Genomic DNA, 19,621 nt, shown 5'->3' with positions numbered 1-19,621 from the left:
TTTTTCTTATAATTCTGCTCTTACTTTCTTAGTTGCTTCAACTAGATTCTTAAGACTCTTTTCAGTTTCTTCTACTCCTCTAGTCTTTAATCCACAATCAGGATTAATCCATAATTTATCTTTATCTATCTTGTTTAATATATTTTTAATTACTGATACAAGTTCTTCAACTGAAGGTACTCTAGGTGAATGTATATCATATACTCCAGGACCAACTTCTGTTTCAAAATTATTCTTCTTAAGATCATCTAAAATAGTTAATTTTGATCTAGATGCCTCAAATGAAATAACATCTGCATCCATATCGTCTATAGCTTTTATTATATCTGAGAATTCACTATAGCACATATGAGTATGAATTTGAGTTTCAGGTACTACCTTTGAACTACATAGACGGAATGCTGGTATAACCCAATCCAAATATTCACTATACCATTCATCTCTACGTATAGGAAGCTTTTCACGAAGTGCTGCTTCATCTATTTGAATTATTTTAATTCCAGCTTTTTCAAGATCACACACTTCATCTCTTATAGCTATACCTATTTGGTAAGCCATTTCTTTTAGTGAGATATCTTCTCTTGGAAATGACCAATTAAGTATAGTTACAGGGCCTGTTAACATACCCTTCACTATTCTATTTGTAAGGCTTTGAGCATAAGAACTGTATTCTACAGTTATAGGTCTTTCTCTACTTATATCTCCAAATATTATAGGTGGCTTAACACATCTTGTCCCATATGATTGAACCCATGCTTTTTCTGTGAAAACATATCCTTTTAAATTTTCTCCGAAGAACTCAACCATATCATTTCTTTCGTATTCTCCGTGTACTAACACATCAATATCTAATTCTTCTTGTTTCTTTATGCATTCTTTTATAAAATTCTTTATAGTAGCATCATATTCTTCTTTAGTTTTTTCTCCCTTTCTATAAGCACTTCTATTACTCTTAACTTCTTTTGTTTGAGGGAATGATCCTATAGTTGTTGTTGGAAGTAATGGAAGTTTAAATTCTTCTTTTTGAATCTTTTCTCTCTCACTTCTTACACATTCTCTCTTGAAGTCTTTTTCTGTAAGATTATTAACTGCTTCTTGAACCTTTTTGTCTTCTCCAAATCTTTCTTTATTAAATACTTCTTGATTATTCTTATATGCTAATTCTGTAGTATAATCTGCTGATTCTACTAAATTCTTCAACTCATTAAGTTCTTCTAACTTTTCTATAGCAAATGAAAAATGTTCTTTTATTTCTGCTTTCATATTAGGTTCATTATCTAAAGTATACGGAACATGTAGTAATGAACAAGATGTTTGAATTACTATATTATTAGCATAATCTTTTATATTATTTATAATCTCTATGGTGTTTTTATAATTACACTTCCATATATTCTTTCCATTAACTACTCCTGCAAATAATATTTTATCCTTAGGGAATCCATTACTACTTAATAAACTTAATGATTTCTTTCCTTCTAAGAAATCCAATCCAATTCCATCAAAGTTCATGTTTACTATATCTTTATAGCAATCTCTAACATCTCCAAAATATGTTTGAAGTAATACTTTAACTTCTCCTTTTTCACTTAACAACTCATTATATAGTTTCTTAAATAATGCAATATCCTCTGCTGATAAATCTGTTACTAATATAGGTTCATCTATTTGAATCCATGTAGCCTTTAAACCATTTACCTTTTTTAGTATATTTTTATAAACATCAATTATAGCATCTACATATTCTTCTTTTTTCTTAGTTCCATTGTATTTTGCTAGTTTTAAGAATGTAAAAGGTCCTATAACTACTGGTCTTGTTTCTATTCCTTCTGCTCTTGCCTCTTCATATAATTCGAATGGCTTATTACCTATTAGTTCTAATTTTGTATCATCATAAAGCTCTGGAACCATATAATGATAATTTGTATTGAACCACTTTTTCATAGCTAAAGCTGTTACATCACCATTTTCACCTTGATATCCTCTAGCCATTGCAAAATATGTGTCTAACTCATCTAAGTTTAATTCTCTGTACTTATCTGGTATAGCACCTATAAGAACTGCTGTATCTAACATATTATCATAAAATGAGAAATCATTAGATGGTATATAATCTATCTCTTGATTTTTCATAAATAATAAATGCTCTTTACGTAATTCTTTAGCTACCTTTAATAATTCCTCTTTAGTTATCTCATTTCTAAAATATTTTTCTGATGCAAACTTTAACTCTCTTAATTTTCCCACACGTGGAAATCCTATAACTGAATTTTTCATTTATTACCTCCATATAACTTTTTCTAAAATTTTCTAAACTTTTAATATATGCTTATTATACTTATTATTCGTATTTTAGGATAATACAAAAAAATAGTTGTTTAATATAGTTTCAAACTATATCAAACAACTATTTAATAACTCTAATTATTCTTATAAGCTATCTATCCACTTATCAATATCTTTAACTTATGTAGTTAACTCTAAGTCAATAATATTTTATTTTTCTTTTATTATATTTTTACTACACATATAAGTAATTAAGAAATATCCTCCATAGATAATAATTAAGAATATAGCTGTCATTATTATTGATGGTAATAAATTTTCAATTCCCACAACTTCTAATATAGCTACAGAAAACTTTATTCCAAATATTGAATGAATAATTGCTACCAATACAGGAAATATAAAAAAGATACCTATTTGTTTAAATAATGCTCTATTAAGGACTTTTTCATCCACACCTATTCTTCTTAACATCATATATCTCTCTTTATTATCTGTGCTCTCTGCTAATTCCTTAAGGGCTAATATTTCAGCACTTGATATAAGGAATATGATACCTAAATATATCCCAATAAATGTTACTAATGCTCTTAAACCTACACTTGAATTAACTATATCTAGTCTAGTATTTTGTGCTATTAAGGAATCCTTATTATATATATTACGCATTAATTTATTTATTTTTTCTTCTGTTTCTTCTTTACCCTTTGTTGTGCTATTCTTATAGTTAGCTAACATTATTTTTTTATATATTGTCATATTATTAAGTGCTTCATCTGGTAATATTATAATACCTGTATTTATATGACTAGATGCAATATCCAAAAATCCATATTGACATTTTGGATATTTAGGTTCATACTTTGTTCCATTTATATCTATACTTGAATTATTTTCTAATACTTCATTTCTAATATCAATCATATCCTTAAAGTCAGCTACTACCATATATTGATTATCTGCTAAAGTATAAGTTTTATTACCATATAGCTTTGCAACCTTATTATAATCACTTAACTTCATTATATTCTCTGGATAATCATATATTAATGTTGGGTTCTTCTTTGCAACTTCATCTAATTTATTTCCTAAAAATTTAGATAAAGAAAAATCATCCACCATGTATACATCTACATCTACTATATCTTTAAAGTTATCATCCACATTAAATCCATTGTTTTCTAGAGTTTCTCTTATAGATATCCTTGAATCTTTTGCTAATTTTGCTCCATTATCTTCACTTATATTACATAATTTATTTAATTCAATATCTACTGGTACAAGTTCATTCATGTTTTTTGTAAGAGAACTTTTCACAGATAAGCTACTTGATAATATACATATTGTAATAAATAACATTATAGATATTACAGTCATAGATAAAACTGTTGTATTTATTTTGCTACTTACTTGTCTTAATACAAAGCTATTTAATCCTTTATAGTATACCTTCTTCATAGACATAAATATCTTAATAAGAAGCCCTGATAAAGACCAAAATATAAAGAATGTAGAAATTGAACCTATGATAATAGGTTTTATTATATCTGATACTTTCTCTAAATGTTGCATTCCACCAGATACCATATAATAGGCATAGCCTAAAAAAATTGCAGCTATAATAAATACTACAGTACATATTATAGGATTTTTTAATTTTACATTCTCAGATTTTTTACTATAATTAAGTAATTCAATTAACTTGCATCTACTTACATTAATAGTATTAAATACCATAACAACAATATAAATTATAGAAAAATATATAAGAGTCTTCATGCATGCAGCACTTGAAAATGCAAACGTAAAGTTAGTCATGTCAGCCTCAAACATATTTACAACTAATAAACTCATTAACTGTGATAATATTATACCTATTCCAAGACCTACTATTAATGATAGAAGTCCTATTATTAATGTCTCAAAGAATAAAATCAAAGAAACCTTTCTCTTGCCCATACCCAAAATAAGGTAAATCCCAAACTCTTTGTTTCTTCTCTTCATTAAAAATCTAGATGCATAGATAATAAGAAAACCAAGTACAAATGATACAAATACACTAACTGCCGACATTATCCGTGTCATAAGTTTAATAATTTCTCTTGTAGATGCAGTTACACTTTCCATAACTGTTTGAGAATCTAGAGAATTAAAAACATAAAAAATTGCAACTCCTAATATAAGAGTAAAGAAATAGATGGCATAATCCTTAAGACTCTTTTTTATGTTTTTTAATGAAAGCTTAAAGAGCATCATTTAACTCCCCACCTAACAATGTTAAAACATCTATTATTTTATCAAAAAAGTCCTTTCTTGATGAATTACCTCTAATAATTTCATTAAAGACCTTGCCATCCTTGATAAATATAACACGACTTGCATAACTTGCAGAAAATGAATCATGAGTAACCATAAGTATAGTTGCTTGTAATTCCTTATTTAAATAATTAAACTTCTCTAGAAGCATCTTAGATGACTTAGAATCTAATGCTCCTGTTGGTTCATCAGCAAGAATAAGCTTCGGATTAGTTATTATAGCTCTAGCTGATGCTACTCTTTGTTTCTGTCCACCTGAAATCTGATAAGGATATCTATCTAAGATATCTTGTATATCAAGTTCTGAAGCTACCTTGTTTATTCTACCTTCAATGTCTTTTACGTTGATATTTTGAATAGATAATGCAAGTGCTATATTCTCATAAGCTGTTAATGTATCTAACAAATTAAAATCTTGAAATATAAATCCCAACTTTTCTCTTCTAAATCTATTTAGATCATTTCCTTTAATTGTTGTAATGTCCTCTCCATCCACATATATATGTCCAGCTGTAACCCTATCAATAGTAGATATACAATTTAATAATGTTGTTTTTCCACTACCAGATGAACCCATAATAGCAACAAATTCACCTTTTTCTACTTCAAATGATATATCATCAATAGCCTTAGTAAGACATGATTTGTTACCATAATATTTTTCTACATTGTCAATCTTTAAAATACTCTCCACAAGTATCACTCCTTTCATTTATTATTCTATATAATCAGAGAATACTTGTCGTTAGTTTAATATTACTCAATATTACAATTTTGTAATGTTAATCTGAAAACCTATAATAATCATTACATGAAAAAGATATCTTCACATCTGTATATTTTCCTTGGACTGATTCTATCTCTATTTTATGTCCTAGCTTTGAAGATAATTGATTTGCTATATATAATCCCATACCAGTTGACTTACTTCTTATCCTACCATTATATCCTGTAAAGGACTTCTGAAATACTCTAGGTATATCTTCACTTGCAATGCCTATGCCATTATCATATATATTAAGTATTATCTTATCCTTAGTTTCTTCTGCATATATCTTAATAAATGAATCACTTTCTTTTTTGTATTTAATACTATTATTAATAATTTGATTTAATATGAATTCTAACCATTTTGAATCAGTATATACTACATAATCAACATTCTTAACATCTAAATTTATGTTATTCTCTAATAAATAATCCTTATTTTTCATAGCTACCTTACCAATTACATTAAGCAAATTAGTTTCTTTAATAAGATAATCCTTTTCTGCATTTTCACTTCTAACATAATATAACACTTGATCTGTATAATCATCTAATCTCTGAATTTGTTCTATATATTTCTTATCAAGAGTCCCTCTATTGTTATGACTCATAAGAGTTAATGTTGCAATAGGAATCTTAACTTCATGAATCCACATTTCTATATATTCCTTAAAATCACTTATGTTATGCTTATATACATTAAGATTCTCTATCATGCTTTTGTCAACTTCATACATAGTCTTATATAATATATCACCTTCATAAAATGTTGGCTTAGATATAGTTTCTAAAACCAAATATTTTTTATCTAAATTTTTTAGATTTTGCTCTAACTTATCATAAAAGCTTTTCTTCTTTAAATAGTTAAAAGTAAATGGAATTAAAAATGCTACTACAATTACAATTGAAACTGAAACCTTAACATCTCTAGGAACTTTAAATGCAAAAAAAATCATTGATATTAATATTTCTACTATAATAAGCATTATAATATCTATTATTCTATCTTTTATGTATCTTATAAATTTCATATTAAAACATAACCTTGACCCTTTCTAGTTTCAATAGCATCTTCATATCCTATACTTTTAAGCTTACTCCTCAACCTGCTTATATTAACTGTAAGAGCATTATCATTGATAAATTCATTATTATTCCACAAGTTAGTCATAATATCATCTCTTGAAACAATATTTCCTTGATTATTAAGTAATTGCCTAAATATAATCATCTCATTTTTGGTTAACACTATTTGTTCAGAGCCCTTTGTAAGCAATCCTTTTCCTATATCTACAGATAATTCTCTATAAACAAGAGAATCTAATTGTCTACCAGTTCTCTTAAGTATAGCTGCTATTCTAAGTAGTAATATTGTGGGATTATATGGCTTGGTAATATAATCATCTGCTCCATAACTCATAGATAGTACCTCATCTACTTCTGTATTTTTACTAGTAACCATAATTACAGGAATATTGGATTCTTTACGTAATTCCTTTAATAATACTTCCCCATTAATATATGGTATATTAATATCTAGAAGAATTAAATCAGGAGATGTTTTGAGTATATTTTCAAGAACATTCTTAAAATCTTCTACAGCAATTGCTAGATATCCCGAATTATTCAATAATTGTTCTAGTTCACTAGCAATACTCTTATCATCTTCAATTATCAGTATTTTCTTCATTATTTATGCTCACCTATTTTTCACATTATTTTATATTTAGTATAACATACTATTATAATAAAAATTATACATTGGAAGTGAACTTATGGATAACAAAGATATATATATCAAACTACAAACCTTAGATATATCAGAATCATTTTTATATTTATTCATAATTGCACTTATACTTTCTATATCTAATATTTATATCTTGAAAGGTCAAGCCATTGATACTCTAAATAATACAGATTATTTCACTACAAGATATAAGCATCATAATTATCTACAACTATTATCTAATAGAATATTTGCCATAGGTACATTCTACTTCTTATTACTTAATTACGAAACATATTTAGAAACTGATTATTCAAACTATGATGATAAAGTTGATGCTTGGCAAAACTTTATTGCTACATTCTTAACTTTTTATTCTCTCATGTTAAGTGGAAGCAATATAGATTTATAACTTAAAAGAATATCTATAATTAAAATATATAAGTATTAGTTGCAGTAGCATATTAAAATAGAATGATATTGATTTCACAAAGCAGTTTTATAATTAAAATATAATAGCATTAGTTTCAGTAACCGATTGTTCCATATTACTCATACTACCCTCTAATTCATCATGGTTATATTATTCTATATCATCCTATAATTCTAACCTTAACAATAATGGTTACTTCCACTAAGCATATTAAAATAGAATGATATTGATTTTACAAAGCAGTTTGCTCAATTTTATTCATACTGGCCTTCACTTTATCATAGTATTATATATATTCTAAATATTATTAATTCTACCCTAGCAAAAAGGCTTTGTTCCATCAAATCACTTCTATTTTAATTATTTAAATATTATGATGATTTTTAGTATATCTATATTGTCAACTAGTATCTTATGTATTCTGCATTTCTACATAAACAATTATTGAATTAATCTTTTTTTGATTACTTATCTTTTCAGTTAATTAATATCAAATTATTGATTTAAGTAAATAGTATTCTTATAAAAAATCCAATGTTATTTGATACTGCTAATATTACGATTTTCTTAATTAGTATCAATATAATATTAATCATTTATATCCAATATTCTTTTAACTTCATCTTCAGATATTTCACATTTTCTTGATATATCTTCTATTTTTTCTCCATTCACAAAAAATTTGAATACTTTTTTTGCAAGTTCTATTCCTTCCGTTCTTCCCTCTGCTTTACCTTCTATTTTACCTTCTATTTTACCTTCTATTCTACCTTCTATTCTACCTTCTTTTATTCCTTCCTCTCTACCTTCCTCTCTACCTTCTATTTTGCCTTCTTCTTTAGATTTTTCTCTCATATCTTTTAGTATAAAAGCATTATTTGCTACCATAAGTTCCACATCCTCCCTATCGGCTTCCAATATATCTATTGCAGCTTCTGCTAATCTATTCTCTACTGTATTACTTATCCAATGTTTTAATGCCTTGGTTTCAACTTCACTTAATTCACTAAAAAACAGTGCTATAGCCTGGATTCTATTTAGAAATTCTATTGCATCTATCTTTTGATCTAACAGAAATATAGCAGAAGATACATGTATTATTAAAATATAATAGCATTAGTTGCAGTAACCGATTGTTCCATATTATTCATACTAACCTTTAATTCTTCATGGTTATATAATTCTATATCTTCCTATAATTTTAGCCATAACAATAATGGTTACTTCCACTAATCTTATTATATTTTAATTATTCAAGTATACCTTCCTATATTATCAACAAAAATATTATTATATTGTCTCTGTTTCCTCATAATCTGATGTTACATAGGACTTATTAACTAGAGTTAATTTATCTGCATCTATATGCTGCGCCCATTCGGTCTTTATTATGTTCTTAAATAAGTCTGCTGCTATTTCTTTCTTAGAATATAAATCCTTGTAGCTCTTGTCATGTAAATGATGTATGTCTCTATTATATTCTTTTGTCATGTCTTCCTGCTCCTATAAATTTCTTTTTCATTTGTTTATTATGTCCTTAATTATACAGAATTATTCATCAATATCAATTAAAATAGAATGATATTGATTCCACAAAGCAGTTTTATAATTAAAATATAATAGCATTAGTTTCAGTAACCGATTGTTCCATACTAATCTTACCTAGCCTTTAATTCTTCATGGTTATATTATTCTATATCTACCTATAATTCTAACCCTAACAATAATGGTTACTTCCACTAAGCCTATTATATTTTAATTATTTAAGCGTTATGGTTATTTTAGTATATCTGTATTGTCTGAAAGTATCTTAAGGCTTCAGAATTTCTAGCAAAAAAATTATTGACTTTGTTTATTTTTGATTATTTATCTTTTCAGTTGATTAATATCAAATTTTAATGATTTAAGTAAATAGTATTATAGTGAAAAATCCAATGTTATTTGATAATGCTAATATTATGATTTTCTTAATTAGTATCAATATTATTGCTTTGAATAAATCTTCATAATGAATTTTAGTATTTCTTATTGTAAAAAAATTAAGGTAGCGTTTAAAATGTTGTACTGTTTGAACTTTAGTGAGTTTACAACATTTAGCTACCTTAATTTTTTTATATTTAGAAATACTTAATGAAATTATGCTATTTATGAAAACACATAATATTTGATACTAATCATTAGAAAACATAATTTTAATTATATTTAAATAACATTGGATTTTATATACATTATCTTATTTACTTATAAAATATAATTTTTATATTAATTATTGAAATATATTAATGATTTAAATTAGGTAGTATTTTCTTTATAATTTCTTCAATCACTTCTTCTCCTATACTTGTATCAATAGACAAATCATAATTACCTGAATAGCCCCAAAATCTATGAGTATAATAATGATAATTATCTGCTCTTAATTTATCCATTTTATGAATCTTTTCTTTGGCATCCTTTTCGGAAAGTCCTTCCCTTTTTATAACTCTAGAAATTCTATCTTCTAGAGACGCATGTAAAAATAAACTTATTACATTCTTTTCATCTCTTAATACATAATCTGAGCAACGTCCTATTATAACACAATTTCCCTTCTCAGCTAATTCTCTAACTACCTTTGACTCAGCTTCAAATATCTTATCCTTAGGTGCTTCCTTACCTGGAGTATATGCATATACTTGATTGACCAAATCAAATATAAAGCTATTAGTCATCTTTTCTTCTCGCTTCTCTATATATTCAGTAGACATTCCAGTTGTTCCTGCTGTCATTTTTATTATGTCATAATCATAGAACTCAAGATTTAATTTTTTTGCTAAATATTTGCCTATCTCATATCCACCACTACCATATTGTCTACCTATTACTATTACTGGTTTTTTATAAGTTGATTCAGTTATTTGGTCTGTTGCAGTACCTTTATTATCAGGAAACACTACATTCTCTAATGGTTTCAAGAATCTCTGGAAGTTTCTAGCTATAAAACCAACTAAAAGTGCTGCTATAATTGTTCCTTCTCTAACACCATTTAACTTATGAGATAAAACAAATGATATAATTACAGCAAGTACTGTTATAGATACATCAAAGCATATCTTGGTAACACCAAATTCTGTATTCCATGTAGATGATACAGCTCTTACAAATGACTCTCCTGGAAGCATAGCTACATCGGCTAATACTTCAAGATAAACTCCAAAGCCTAATATAATACATCCAATTAACAAAAATATAATCTTCATAATATATGACTTAGGATCTACAGATTGCAATAAAATCATTGTAAGATCAATAAAATATCCAAACACAATTGATATTGGTATCTGTAAAACATGCTCTAGTTTGAAGTTCTTTCTTAAAATAACTAATTGTAATGCTATTAATAATAAGCTAAATAAAATTGTGAAATTTCCTAATGTAAGAGGAAAATTCAAACTAAGTACATAAGGAACTGATGATATAGGTGATGTTCCTAAATTAGCTTTAGTTATAAAACTAACTCCTAAAGAATTTATAAATAATCCAATTGCAAAAATTATATACCTCTTAAGTTTTTCCATTATTTTATTCTTCCCTTCCTAAAAGATTCCCCTCAATCTTCAAGAAAATCTTCATAAATTGTTTTGTTTCTTCTTCTGATATTCCTGCAAAAGCATTGCTTTCGATTTCTTTAAAGGCATTGTCTACCTTTAATGCTAACTCTCTGCCATATTCAGTTAAGTATACATATAGAGAACGTCTATTGCCATTTATCATCTTACGTTCTATCATCCCCAAGTCTTCCATCCTATGTAAGATAGATGTAAGTGATGCTTGTTCTATCATACATCCTTTTGCAATATCTTTCTGGCTTATTCCATCTTGCTCCTTTAGAAAATCTAGAACCTTAGGCTGACCTATTGTTAAATTGGTTTCTTTTAACTTCTCTATTATTCTTTTTTGCACTAATGCTTGATTTGCCATTAATGTATAATGAAATGATTTATCCATATTTTCCTCCTTTACTTAGAATTCTAATTATTAGTTTTCTAAGTATCAGTATAATACCCCGCAAATATTTGTCAAGTTTGTAGGATGTTTTAATATTTACACATTATATATTTTTTATACAAATTCATTTAACATAATTTTAAAGTCAAAAATCGCTGTAAGCTTAATGCCCACAGCGATTTTTCATTTTATGATTTTAACTTAAAAGCTAATTTAATTATTAACTCCATCTACTACATACTTCCAAATAACACTATCTCCATCATTCAAGTATGTGTCCTTCATTCCTACTGGACTTTTAACACCATTAACATAGAATATCCATCCACTGTTTATACCAGCATCTCTTTCTTTTAATCCAAAAAGCTTAGATAAATATCCATCTATCATCTTATAGTCTGTAGCATACTTAGGTAAGAATCTTTTCATTATATCATTAAATGATTCCCCTTTTGTAAATTCTAGTGTGTAATTCTTTGGAGCAAAAGAATTACTTGCTTCATCTATTATCTGCATACTTATAGCAGGACTCTTTTTTTCTTCAACTGGTGCAATGCTTGGCTCAACAGTATTTACATTTTTATCTTCATTCTTTGTTTCTGTGTTTTTATTATTGTTATCATTACTAGAAGTAGAATTTTGATTTTGGTTTATATTAACTGATGAATTATTCTCTGTATTACTACTAGCTTTATGCTTGTCATTAGTGTTACTATTTTCTGTAGAATTTTCTTTAGGGTTACTACTTTCCGTTGAAGAATCTTCGGTATTCTCCTTTTTTTCTACAGATTCCTTATTATCTTTGTTTTTGCTATCTTTGATTTCTGCTTTACTTTTCTCATTATCATCAACATTAGAGGCTACTTTATTATTAGAACTATTAGTTATAGAAGCTCTTAAATAATTAGCTCCATAAATTAAGCTTGCAGAAACTATTAATACACCTATTAAAATAATTAACTTTTTCTTATTTAGCTTCATTATTTAATCCTTCTCTTTTATTGCCTATTGCATTAGCCATTATAACTACAGCTGTTGTACATATAAGTAATAAAATATACATATTATTATTATCACCTGTTTTATTTTGAGATGCTACCGCAGTCTTATTATCTCCACTTAAGGTAGAATTTCCTTGATTGTTCTTATCATTGTTTGATGTAATACTATTGTTTACACCAGAATTATCATTTGAATTATCTTTATTAGAATCATCTATATCAGAAGAATTATCTTCGTCTTTAGTTAACTTAAGGTTTGAAGTATAATAATCAGCCACACCGTTATTATAGAAATCTTTTAATGCTATTAATGCTCTATATACATTTTCAGTAGCATACATATTATTCTTAAGTGAATCATTATGATTAAATGCTCCATTATCTCCGCTATAAGATAATAATGCAGTTAATAAGCTTCCATTATCCTTAGTAAATTCTGTACCATTTGGATCTATTCCTATAGATACAAGTCCTAATATTACAAAAGCATTAGTTTCACTAGATGCTCCATAAGTACCACCTATATTACCATCTTCTAATTGTGCATTTTTTAATAATTCTACTGAACCATTAACTTTATTCTTTATTTCTGTATTATCTACTCCATCTAAAGTTTTGCCATTATAATATGGAGCTAATGCATTTATAGCTGCTCCTGTCATATCAGGATCTGAACCAACTCCATTCCAAGACCATCCACCGTTGTCATATCCATCTAATATCTTGTTTACCATATCAGCTTCAGTTATCTTGTAATCACCTTGTAGGTTTACTGCTCTGTATACTAAAAGAGCAAATATCGCTTCATTGTTCACGAACTTATTAATATCTCTATTATATAACTCACTTACTAAATCTACTCCTTCAAAATTATATGGAGAATATCCTAATGAAGCTAAGCCTATAATAGCACTTTCTAATTCTGTTCCACTCATATCACTAACACCATAGCTTATATTTTCTTTTAGTGAATCTAGGAATCCTTCAGTAGCTTTAGTAGATTGTTTGTATAGTGAATATGCACCCCATTGGCTAACTTTGTTACTTACCATATATGAAGTTGTGTTTTTAATGTATTCATCTAAATCAGTACTTATATTATCTTTATTAGTATTGTCGTAATTTTTATCGCTATATAGAATTTGAGGCTTATTTACACCATCTGTAACAAATGTTCCTTTTGATTTTACAACAGTTGGAATAGTATTTGCATCATTATTATCTACAAATTCATAAGTATGTGTTCCATTATCTAAAGATAATTTTATCTGTCCTTTGTCATCAGTAAGATATTTTTGACCATCAATAGATACTATAATATCACTTAATGGTGTTACTACTTCTTGATTAGTAGTCCAATCAAGTGATGAATTAGCAACTGTTAATGTAAATTCTTCATTAGCTTTAGGTACTTCTGGATCAAACTTTATAGAATTAGGTGAATAAGTTGTACCATAAGCTCCATAATAAAATGTTACTTCACATCCATCTTGTAAATCCATAGAATCACTTATGACACTACCATTCTTAATAACATACATCCAGCCATCATAACCACCAAAGCTAGCTTCTGTTAATCCTGCTATACTAGATATATATGGACCATACGCACCTTGTGTTAATACATAATCAATTGATTTTTTATCTAGAAGATTAGTTAATGCTTCATATACAGTTGCACCTGAACTTTCACCTTCTGCAATAGTACTATTTACACCTTCCACTCTTACATAAACTGACATAACATCACTTGCTAATGTTGGTTTTGTAGGCATAATTCCAAGTAGCATAACAAGTATTGTTAAAATTGATATAACTTTTTTAGTTATTCTTTTTTCCATCCTTATCTCTCCTTTATATTATCTTCTTTAAAGTAAGTTCTTGCATAAAATCTATTTAAAATCTTATAAAAACTTTCATAAAATACTAATGAGAAAATTACATTTCCCACACCATGTAACACATCATAATATACACTATTAAGATAAGTTAATAAAATTGCTTCTTTACTTATATCCTTAAGAAAACCAATAACATGCCACATATTCATTATGAATCCAAACAATATACCACACACAAATGATATTATTGTAAAATATTCAATCTTGGGTTTCTTGTTTTTCCTCTTCATAAGTCCACCAATTATACCTATTATACCCCATGCAATCATTTGCCAAGGTGTCCATGGTCCTTGACCTAAAAATATATTAGATACAAAGGCTGTTGTTGCTCCTATAAGGAATCCATCATACCATCCAAATACTAGCCCAGATATCAGTATAATAAAAGTAGATGGTTGAACATTAGGTATAGGGGCAAATATAACTCTACCTATAGCAGATATTGAACTCAAGGTAGCTATTACTGCTATCTCTTGAACTCCTTTTTTACTCTTTTCAAAGTACATATAAGCCATAAACAATAAGAATATAATATATGCAGTTATAATTAGGGAATAATAGCTCTTATTAGATATATCTCCTGAAAATATCATAAGTAATAATAGAGGTACTAAAACAATTATTATATATAAAAATCTTCTGTATCTACTCATACTCACTCAGCTCCTCAAGTGTAAAAGCACCACTATATAACCTATTAACAGTTGATGTGTAATATATACCTTCACTTAATATATCTCGAGTTTTACCTTTGTCTATTATCTCACCATTTAGCAGTAGTATTATGTTGTCACTATACTCTGCTACATAATCTATATCATGAGAAACCATAATAATAGTTCTGCCTTGTTCCTTTAGATGCTTTAATATATCTCCAAGCTTCTTCTTACTTTCATAATCAAGTCCTTTGCTAGGTTCATCTAATAGTATAATATCCGTATTCATAACTAGAATACTAGCTATAGCAACTCTTTCCTTTTCTCCTTCACTTATATCTCTTGGATTCTTATCTCTAAGGTTATCTATTCCTAATTCTTTTAATACTTCATCAACTTGTGTTGTATTGTCTATTCCAAAGTTATCTAAGGTAAACTTAACTTCATCATATACTGTATCCTTAGATATATAATCATTAGGATTTTGTGAGACATATCCTATGTAATGAGCTATTTCTGAAGATTTAATCTTAGATAACTTCTTATCTCTAAGTTTAATAGTGCCATTATATCTTATCAAATTCATTATAGCCTTCAATAAAGTACTCTTACCTGCACCATTTTCACCTAATATGCTATAAATCTTTCCCTCACAGAATTCAATGTTAATATCTTTAAGTATATCCTTGTTTTCTATCCTAACATTCATATTATGTATATCTAAGATAACTTTTTCTTCAATATCAATATTACTAGATTCATTAGATATTCTTCTCTTATCTTGTAGGTATATCTCTAATTGTCTTCTCATATCTCTTATATCTCTTATATCTGTAAAATGAAACTGTCTAGCTATCTTAAGATACATAGGCAAGAACCTTGCATCGTTTCTCTTATATAATTCCTGTCTAGTGCCAATAAAATCAACCTTTCCTTCCTTCAAAAGTATTATTTTATCCGCTATATCATATATGTAATCAACTTTTTGTTCAACAATTATTATAGTTTTACCTAATTCTTGATTAATCTTCTTAAGTAAATTAATAAATTCTTCACTACTCTGAGGATCTAACTGAGAAGTTGGTTCATCTAATATTATTACATCTGTCTTCATAGCTAAAACTGATGCAAGCACTACCTTCTGCTTCTCACCACCAGATAAATTGTCTATATCCTTATACGCATAAGGTAATAGCTTCAAGAACTGTAATGCTTCAAATACTCTTCTTCTTATAGTATTCTCTGGTACTGCTATATTCTCTAATGAAAAAGCTACTTCCTTATGTACCTTATCCATAATAATCTGCCTCTCAGGTGACTGAAATACCATCGCTACCTTACTAGCTCTCTCTCGCTGAGTCATGTCACTTAATGATTTACCTTCGTACAAAACTCTTCCACTTATCTCTCCTCCATAAAAATGAGGAATAGCCCCAGTTAACGTTCTAAGTAAAGATGACTTGCCACTACCACTCTCACCCATAATCAGAACTATCTCGCCCTTATCTATAGATAAGTTAATATCATTTAAAACCTTATTAGATCCTATCCTATAGCTATAAGATAGATTCTCTATGTCTATATATCCCACCAAATCATCCTTTCTTAGTTGTTACATTGCTAATCATTAGTAACATACTAATTAATATTATTGCCGCTTCTAACACAGAATAAACATTTATAAAAGAAAATATACCATTACCTCCATAAATATCATAAGTTATCTTTCCTAAAACACATAAGGTAATGTGCATAATTGCAATAAATATAAAATAGAATATAATTACATAATCTCTAAATACTAATTTACTCTTCTCATACTCACTTCTCTTGCCACTTCCAAATCCTCTAACATATGCACTCTCTCCTATATCAAAGGATTTTTCCAGAGAATCTTCTAGTAATATAGACAATATAGGAACATATGCCTTAATACTTTCCTTCTTAGATGAAGCTTCTAGATTACTTCCTCGAATTATATATGTATTCTTAAGTGATTGTACTCTTTTCTTCATATTAGGTATAAGCTTAAGAGATAGAAGTACAATTAATGTTACTCTAGGACATCTTTTACTAAAATAAGAAACAGCCTTATCAGTATCTAATAAGTTATTTAATATATTAAACAAATAAATTATTACTAATAGCTTCATGCTAGACACCAATATATACATTAATATCTCAAGAGTTACAGCCTTACCAAAAATCGTGAATAATGTTATGTTTCCCGCATTCACTATAATAATATTTACTATACCTGTAACTAAAATCATAGGTATCATAAGTAGCATACCTAACTTAAGCTTCTTATAATCCTTATATCTAACAAGTAACACTACACTCCATATAAGTGCTGATAGAACTATCATAGGATTATCACTAGAAAATGTAACTATCATCATAGAAATAATTAAACATAATGTAGATAGAACATGATACATCTTTCTAAAATAACCTCCTCTTCTAAGATACTTATTTGCACCTATAAACAAAATATAATTTTCTAAAGAATAAAAAAAGACCCACGTGGGCCTTCTATATCAATCAAAGCTATACTTCTATTCCTCCCACCTAGGAATTCAGTATCAGAAATAGCTAAAGTATCTGACTTGTATTATAACATACTTACAGTAGCGGGGGCTGCGTGGACTTGCACCACATTCCTTTATACTAAATCTGTTTTTCCATATTATTTATTGATTATTATATCAGTAATTTTTATATATTAATATATCTTTTTTTGTTTTTTTAAATATTATTCTCTTTTTATTCATAAATTAATATTTTATTTATATTATATGACTTTATAATCTTTATTTAGACAATTATTAAAATAGTCTATAACATTTTGTGCAGCCATATCATTCATACATATAAAATTTTCCTTTGTATAAGATGCTGTATGTGGAGTTAATATAGTATTATCAATTCCAACTAATATTGAATCCATACAAGGCTCTTTATCAAAAACATCTATTGCAGCACCTGCTAAATGCTTACTCTCTATAGCTCTTTTAAGTGAGCTATCATCAACTACAGGTCCACGAGCTATATTAATAAGATAACTCCCTTCTTTCATCTTGCTTATTAATTCACCATCAAACATACCTCTAGTTTCTTCTGTTAATGGCACATTAATAGAAACATAATCACTTTCTGCAAGTAGTTCATCTAATGGCTTATATTCCACACCATATTCTTCTTGCCAATTATCTCTAGGATTACGGCAATAATATATTACCTTCATATCAAAAGGTATAGCTCTTCTTGCGATTTCCTTACCTATACCCCCAAATCCTACAAGCCCTAATACATGATTCTTCGCCCCAGAAGTCATAATTCTGTCCCATTTACCTTCTTGCATCTTCTTGTTCTGAAGATCAATTCTCCTAGAATAATATAGAATATATGCCATAACATGTTCTGCCACAGCACCTTCAACTGCACCTACAGTTCTAGCTATAGTTATGTTATTCTTATTACAATATGATACATCAACATTATCATATCCAATCCCTCTTCTAGAAATTATTTTCAAGTTTTTGCAATGCTTAATTACATATTCTGTATATGGTTCTAATCCTGCAATAACTGCATCTGCATCTCCTATTGCAGCAATTACCTCTTCTTCACTACTACTGTTACTATAATGTTCTTCACTATAATCTATAACCTCATGTCCTGCTTTTTTTAAGTTATCTATTGCATTACATCCTTCTATTTTATAATCTCTTGCTGTTATTACGACTTTCATTATATTCCCTCACTTCTTACTCCTTGCTCATAAAAGATTTAAACTTATAATGCTTGTCCATCCAATCTCCAATTATACCTATCATCTTACCCATAGTAAAAGCTGCCAAGATAGTTCCTATTCCTAATCCATCTAAATGTCCTAATATAATAAATGTCATTCCTGCTGTTATTAATAAGCATGTTACATCAAAAGCAATCTTTATCTTAGAATAAGCTGTATTAAATATATCAGATAACTCACGTGGAAATAAATCTGTTGGTATAATAGGTAAACAACATCTATTTGAAAGAGCTATCCCTATACTTATTAGTAAATAACTAATTATAAAATATACTATACGCCATGCAATAGTATGTGGTAAAACATTTATCCATAGTTCATGAACATCTAACATCTCTCCAAATATAAAACCTACCACAAAACTAAAAAGATATGCAGGTACAAATTTCTTTCTTAAAATCATTAGAGTCATAACTAACACACCTTGAAATATATAGGTCCATGTTCCTAATGATATATTCTTAAATACTTCTGAAAATGCATACGGAACACTAGATATAGCAGATATTCCCGATCCAGAATATAACATTAAAACCACCCCTAAGCTATTAATAATAACAGCTATTAATAATGCAACTTCTCCTCTAATACTAGAATGAGAAGATTCTTCAGATAATACTTTACTGTCTTCCACATTTATCCCTCTTTTCAACATATTTTGACATTCTTAATTTTATACCTATATCAAAAATTTAACAAGGATTTCAGAAATAAAAAAATGACAGAT

General features: G+C 27.8%; 17 protein-coding genes and 1 riboswitch. Of the genes, 1 reads left to right on the top strand and 16 read right to left on the bottom strand.

Translation table 11 applies throughout. From position 1 onward, the window contains the following. Nucleotides 1-6: 6 nt before the first annotated feature. The 5 genes from metE to KQI77_RS01820 all read right to left on the bottom strand — a co-directional run bounded on the left by metE (nt 7) and on the right by KQI77_RS01820 (nt 7,060). Nucleotides 7-2,277, bottom strand: coding sequence for a 5-methyltetrahydropteroyltriglutamate--homocysteine S-methyltransferase (metE, locus tag KQI77_RS01840; RefSeq protein WP_216387699.1), 2,271 nt, complete (start codon nt 2,275-2,277; stop codon nt 7-9). Between the two features lie 219 nt (nt 2,278-2,496). Further along, nucleotides 2,497-4,542 (bottom strand): FtsX-like permease family protein, encoded by a 2,046-nt coding sequence (locus KQI77_RS01835; RefSeq protein ID WP_367397262.1) that lies wholly within the window; start codon nt 4,540-4,542, stop codon nt 2,497-2,499. Further along, the gene (locus tag KQI77_RS01830) at nt 4,529-5,296 is read right to left on the bottom strand and encodes an ABC transporter ATP-binding protein (protein WP_216387697.1); all 768 of its coding nucleotides are present in this window, start codon (nt 5,294-5,296) and stop codon (nt 4,529-4,531) included. Before KQI77_RS01830 ends, KQI77_RS01835 begins: the two co-directional genes overlap by 14 nt. A gap of 88 nt (nt 5,297-5,384) precedes the next feature. Beyond that, nucleotides 5,385-6,401, bottom strand: a complete 1,017-nt coding sequence (locus tag KQI77_RS01825) for a sensor histidine kinase (protein ID WP_216387695.1) — start codon at nt 6,399-6,401, stop codon at nt 5,385-5,387. Then, nucleotides 6,398-7,060 carry a response regulator transcription factor gene (locus KQI77_RS01820; RefSeq protein WP_216387693.1) on the bottom strand — a complete coding sequence of 221 codons (663 nt, stop codon included), beginning with the start codon at nt 7,058-7,060 and terminating at the stop codon, nt 6,398-6,400. The genes KQI77_RS01825 and KQI77_RS01820 overlap by 4 nt, the downstream gene beginning before the upstream one ends. Before the next feature lie 85 nt (nt 7,061-7,145). On the opposite strand from KQI77_RS01820, the gene KQI77_RS01815 reads away from it, so the two are divergent. Next, nucleotides 7,146-7,511: a hypothetical protein gene (locus KQI77_RS01815; RefSeq protein WP_216387691.1), complete on the top strand. Its 366-nt coding sequence runs from the start codon at nt 7,146-7,148 to the stop codon at nt 7,509-7,511. Nucleotides 7,512-8,120: 609 nt separating this feature from the next. Here KQI77_RS01815 and KQI77_RS01810 read toward each other — a convergent pair. From KQI77_RS01810 to KQI77_RS01760, 11 genes are all read right to left on the bottom strand, one after another. Continuing rightward, nucleotides 8,121-8,420: a hypothetical protein gene (locus KQI77_RS01810; protein ID WP_216387689.1), complete on the bottom strand. Its 300-nt coding sequence runs from the start codon at nt 8,418-8,420 to the stop codon at nt 8,121-8,123. Nucleotides 8,421-8,822: 402 nt separating this feature from the next. Then, nucleotides 8,823-9,023 carry an Rpn family recombination-promoting nuclease/putative transposase gene (locus KQI77_RS01805; protein WP_216387687.1) on the bottom strand — a complete coding sequence of 67 codons (201 nt, stop codon included), beginning with the start codon at nt 9,021-9,023 and terminating at the stop codon, nt 8,823-8,825. A 788-nt stretch (nt 9,024-9,811) separates the two neighbouring features. After that, on the bottom strand, nt 9,812-11,089 hold the full coding sequence (locus tag KQI77_RS01800; protein WP_216387686.1) for a cytidylate kinase family protein: 1,278 nt from the start codon (nt 11,087-11,089) through the stop codon (nt 9,812-9,814). A gap of 4 nt (nt 11,090-11,093) precedes the next feature. Next, nucleotides 11,094-11,519 carry a MarR family winged helix-turn-helix transcriptional regulator gene (locus tag KQI77_RS01795; RefSeq protein ID WP_216387685.1) on the bottom strand — a complete coding sequence of 142 codons (426 nt, stop codon included), beginning with the start codon at nt 11,517-11,519 and terminating at the stop codon, nt 11,094-11,096. A 213-nt stretch (nt 11,520-11,732) separates the two neighbouring features. Beyond that, entirely contained in the window at nt 11,733-12,500 is a 768-nt protein-coding gene (locus KQI77_RS01790; RefSeq protein WP_216387684.1) for a DUF4430 domain-containing protein, read from the bottom strand. Continuing rightward, nucleotides 12,487-14,361 carry a hypothetical protein gene (locus KQI77_RS01785; protein WP_216387683.1) on the bottom strand — a complete coding sequence of 625 codons (1,875 nt, stop codon included), beginning with the start codon at nt 14,359-14,361 and terminating at the stop codon, nt 12,487-12,489. The genes KQI77_RS01790 and KQI77_RS01785 overlap by 14 nt, the downstream gene beginning before the upstream one ends. A 2-nt stretch (nt 14,362-14,363) precedes the next feature. Then, the gene (locus KQI77_RS01780; protein ID WP_216387682.1) at nt 14,364-15,074 is read right to left on the bottom strand and encodes an ECF transporter S component; all 711 of its coding nucleotides are present in this window, start codon (nt 15,072-15,074) and stop codon (nt 14,364-14,366) included. Continuing rightward, complete coding sequence (locus KQI77_RS01775) at nt 15,067-16,668, bottom strand: ABC transporter ATP-binding protein (RefSeq protein ID WP_216387681.1); 1,602 nt, start codon at nt 16,666-16,668, stop codon at nt 15,067-15,069. The genes KQI77_RS01780 and KQI77_RS01775 overlap by 8 nt, the downstream gene beginning before the upstream one ends. Before the next feature lie 4 nt (nt 16,669-16,672). Then, nucleotides 16,673-17,518: an energy-coupling factor transporter transmembrane component T gene (locus KQI77_RS01770; RefSeq protein WP_216387680.1), complete on the bottom strand. Its 846-nt coding sequence runs from the start codon at nt 17,516-17,518 to the stop codon at nt 16,673-16,675. A gap of 136 nt (nt 17,519-17,654) precedes the next feature. Next, a riboswitch (cobalamin riboswitch) is annotated at nt 17,655-17,788 on the bottom strand. An 83-nt stretch (nt 17,789-17,871) separates the two neighbouring features. Then, nucleotides 17,872-18,831 carry a phosphoglycerate dehydrogenase gene (locus KQI77_RS01765; protein WP_216387678.1) on the bottom strand — a complete coding sequence of 320 codons (960 nt, stop codon included), beginning with the start codon at nt 18,829-18,831 and terminating at the stop codon, nt 17,872-17,874. A 16-nt stretch (nt 18,832-18,847) separates the two neighbouring features. Then, nucleotides 18,848-19,528: a DUF6198 family protein gene (locus KQI77_RS01760; RefSeq protein WP_216387677.1), complete on the bottom strand. Its 681-nt coding sequence runs from the start codon at nt 19,526-19,528 to the stop codon at nt 18,848-18,850. Between the last annotated feature and the right edge of the window lie 93 nt (nt 19,529-19,621).

The sequence above is a fragment of the Clostridium sp. MSJ-8 genome (assembly GCF_018918325.1).
Classification (GTDB): Bacteria; Bacillota; Clostridia; order Clostridiales; family Clostridiaceae; genus Clostridium.
The sequence above is the reverse complement of the archived record's forward strand: the minus strand, read 5'-3'. Positions and strand labels throughout refer to the sequence as shown.